Annotated in this window: 1 protein-coding gene; it reads left to right on the plus strand. The window is 58.2% G+C overall.

The window, feature by feature from the left end; all coding sequences use genetic code 11:
• The first annotated feature begins 34 nt into the window (after window positions 1-34).
• Window positions 35-4,051, plus strand: a complete 4,017-nt coding sequence (locus tag TJ79_RS03605) for a sugar-binding protein (RefSeq protein WP_155987757.1) — start codon at window positions 35-37, stop codon at window positions 4,049-4,051.
• Window positions 4,052-4,252 lie beyond the last annotated feature (201 nt).

Here is a 4,252-nt window from a genome sequence, read left to right on the forward strand (position 1 = left end):
CCGGTCGATCGTGGGAGGGGGTAAAACTGTTTCCGTGAACCTCGACGACGTCACCGTGCGGGTGCCGAGCCTCGTTCCCGTCATAGACGCTGAGATCGGCGGATTCGAATCCGCAAGCGAAGGTTGGACTTCTTCGAACGGGGGCGAATTTCCTGGAGCGACCGTCACTTATCAGACCGACGCCGCCAGTCCTCATACGGGTACCTACGCGGGTAAACTGACCGGCAATTTTGCAAACGGCGGCAATTACGTCGCGCTCACTAAGGGGCTGAACCGGCTGAACATGACCAATCTGACGTTCTGGGTCAAGACGTCCGAGCTCTCCCGCGTCTCGCTGCGGCTCGTCGACGACACCGGTCAAACGCATCAGCAGCGCATCGCAGTGTCGCCATCCGGACAGTGGCAGAAGCTGACGATTACCGCGTTTAACGGCGGCACCTCGTACACGCATTACGGCGGCGCCAATGACGGACAGTGGCATGGCCCAGCGAAGCAAATAACATTCTTGCTCGAGAAGAGTGCGATCGTGGCAGCCGGCGCCACAAGCGGATCGTTCCTACTCGACGATATTCATGCGACTGCGCTCATGCCGCCGCTTACCCTGGGACAATCGACTATCGGAAACATCTTCCAAACCGGCGATCCGCTTGTCGTTCCGTTGACGACGACCGGCGACGCGATCACATGGAAGGCCGACGATGCTTGGGGCAACGAGACGAGCGGCGCAGGCGATCCCATCGTGAACAATGTATCCGCGGTCCATCTGCCGGGTACGTTGGCAAATGGGTATTATACGCTGGAAGTTACGGCTTGGACGAGCGGCAGCGTGCTCCAACAAGCCCATACATGCTTGGCGATTCTGCCTCCACACGACTTCAGCGCCGTCGCTTCATCGCCCTTCGGGGTGGCGACGCATTTCGGCCATTACGACGGAGCTTCGCAAGACACGGTATCGCTGATCGCGAAGATGGGCGCGAAGTCTGTGCGAGATGAAATGTCGTGGGAATCGGTGGAGCCAAACCCCGGTATATACACGTTCCCATCGGCACGGGATACGGCGACGGCGCAGCAGCAAGCGGCCGGAATCGATCCGTTCTTCGTGCTGAACTACACGAATCCGAACTACGACCAGAATTCCACGCCCTATACCGATGAAGGGCGGGCCGGCTTTGCGAATTACGGCAACGCGCTGCTGACGCATTATGCCGGGACTTTGAAATGGGTGGAAGTCTATAACGAGTTCAACATCGCGTTCGGCGACCGGGGCACGGGTCCGGCCGACTCGCAACCGTCCTATTACTATCAGCTCCTGAAAAAGACGTACGAAACCGTTAAAGCCTCGAACCCATCCGTAACTGTGGTTGGACCTACAAGCGCGAGCATACCGTGGACTTGGCTCGAGCAGCTGTTCCAGCTCGGCGCGCTCGATTATATGGATGCAGTCTCCATTCATCCGTACCGCTATCCGGCCGATCCGGAAAGCTTAGTCGACGATATCGCGAGGCTGAACGATCTGATCAAGAAGTACAATCACGGGCAATCGAAGCCGATCTGGTTCACCGAGATCGGGTGGCCAACCGAGCTTGACCCGCGCGGCGTAAGCGAGAACGTGGAAGCTTCCGATCTGATTCGGAGCTATACGGTGTCGCTGGCGAACGGGGTCGACAGGATTTACTGGTACGACTATATGAACGACGGAACGGACGCGACCAACAACGAGAACAACTTCGGTCTCGTCCGCCATACGAGCGACGCATACGGCCCGCAGACGCCGAAGCCGGCTTACGTGGCTTATGCTACGATGACCAGGCAGTTGACCGGAGCCTCCTTCGCCAGCCGGGAAAACGCGGGAGACGGACTGTACGATTACATCTTCGACCGGAGCGGCGAAGAAGTTCGCGTGCTTTGGTCGGTGACGGGTGATCGGCAGATCATGGTGCGAACAGATCACCCCCTCGTCGTGACCGATATGATGGGCGTCTCGACGACACTAGAACCTTCGTCGGAAGGTTACGTCTATTTGACGGCGACAGCCAATCCGTTGTTTATCGCGGGCGATGCGGTGCAGGCCGCTGCGGGAAGCCGCTTTATGCTGACCGGCGAGGACACGGCGGTGGGCGAAGTCGCCGCATTATCCTTGACGCTTGATAATTCGGCGTCGCCACTCGGGCCGATTGCCGCAAGTCTGGTCACCAGCGGTAGCTCCCACGACATCGCCGCGGCGGCAGGGGAGACGAGTAAAATCGCCATCTCGGTTCCCGGTCTTTCCCAGAAGGGGACTCGCACCTACTCGGGACTATTGCAGGAAGATGGTCATACGATCGGACTGTTGTCGACGGTGGTCCGCTTCATCGATCCGATTCAAGCGAGCGTCAAGCACGTGCTGATCGGCACGCAGGATACGATTCGCGTGCAAGCATCCAATCTGCTCGGCACCAGCGTCCAGCTTCAAAGCATCGCTTGGCAGGTCGGGACTACGACTGGAACGAACGGAGGAACGACGATTCCCGGCCATTCGACGGGAACCGTCGACGTGGCACTGCCGGCATTGACGCCCGGCTCCTATCCGCTCAAACTTACGCTCACTTTTGATAACGGAGTTAATCTTACGTACAGCGGCAAGCTGAACGCGGTATCGACATCTGCCATGTACGTATCGGCGCAGCTCGCCGTGAACATCGACGGTATACAAGACGATCTGAACGGCGTGCAGGCGATTCAACTGCCGGAAGATGGAACGAACCGGATTACCGGCTATGGTGGATCAGACGATCTAAGCGGAACGGTCCGCTTGACTTGGGATGCGACCAACCTGTATGTGACCGCCCGGGTCCATGATGACGTCTTCTCGCAAAGTTACGCTGCCGACGCGCTTTGGCAGGGCGACGGTATTCAATTCGCTGTCTCGTCCGGTGCGCTGGACGAAAGCAGCGCCTGGTACGAATACGGCATGGCGCTGACGCCGAGCGGGCCGCAGTTGTACCGCTGGTTCGGAACCGCAGGCAAGACGGTAGGACTCGTCGACGATAAGCAGCTGCAAATTACGAGAGACGAGACAAGCAAGATCACTTTGTATGAGCTCGCACTGCCGTGGAGCGAGCTGACGCCGGTTGATCCGGCCGACGGCATGCTCAGCTTCTCGATGCTGGTGAACGATAACGACGGCGCTGGACGCAAAGGATGGATCGAATGGGGATCGGGCATCGGCGGCACGAAGAGCAACCAGCTGTTCCATGTGATTCGCCTGGAGACCGCTCCGCATACAACGGCAGCAGTTGATCCGCCGTTGTCGGACGGCGCGAACGGCTGGTATACGCAGCCAGTGACGATTGGGCTGACAACGACTCCCGGAAATACGGCGACGGCAAGCACGGAGATCAGCTTGGACGCAGGCGCCACTTGGCAGGTTTATACTGTTCCAGTCGTTCTGACAGAGGATGGCACCCATGTAATCCGCTATCGCAGCACGGCGTTGGGCGGCAGCCGGGAAGCGGAACAATCGCTGACGATTCCGATCGACGCGACGCCGCCTTCGATCATCTGGAACGGTCAATCCTCGTATGCAATCAATGAGCCGGTCGTCGTCTCGTGTACGGTGCAAGATGCGGGATCTGGTATTGCAAGCGAAACTTGCGGTGGAGGGACGCAGTTGTCGGCTCCGGCTTATACGTTAGACGCAGGAACGCATACGCTGTCGGCATCCGCATCGGATCTCGCTGGACATATAACGAAATCAGACTTCACGTTCGAAGTCGTTGTCGACTATGACGGTCTATCGGCGCTGACAGAGCAGTTCGTGAACGAGACGGGGGCGCCGGGAGCGGCTGGCATTCTGGTTTCACTGCAGAAATCGCTGAGCCAAGCCAAGGATTCGATTGCGCACGGCCAGACGCAGGCGGCGCTTAATCAGCTCGGTGCGTACCGAAATAAGGTTACCGCGCAGCAAAATCATGCTTTGTCGACCGATCAAGCGGCCGTATTGCTTCGCTGGTCGGCGCTATTGCTGCCAGTCAAGCCGTTGAATTCTGTTGAGGAGTCTCCGGAGGAGTAGAAATAATCATTGGAAGAAGAGAGCCTCCTATGGTGAAGAGGCTCTCTCTTGGATAAGGAGTCTAGCAGCCATGTTAACGATTGAATGGGTAAAGGATGCTGCTTCCGGCTTGATGTATCGGGGAATCGGCTGCAGCGGGACGGATACCGCGCATGCATACTTCACCGTCATGACTTGGCGCCCGGACAGCCGGCAGCTGAT

The sequence above is a fragment of the Gorillibacterium massiliense genome, from assembly GCF_000455485.1.
GTDB lineage: Bacteria > Bacillota > Bacilli > Paenibacillales > NBRC-103111 > Gorillibacterium > Gorillibacterium massiliense.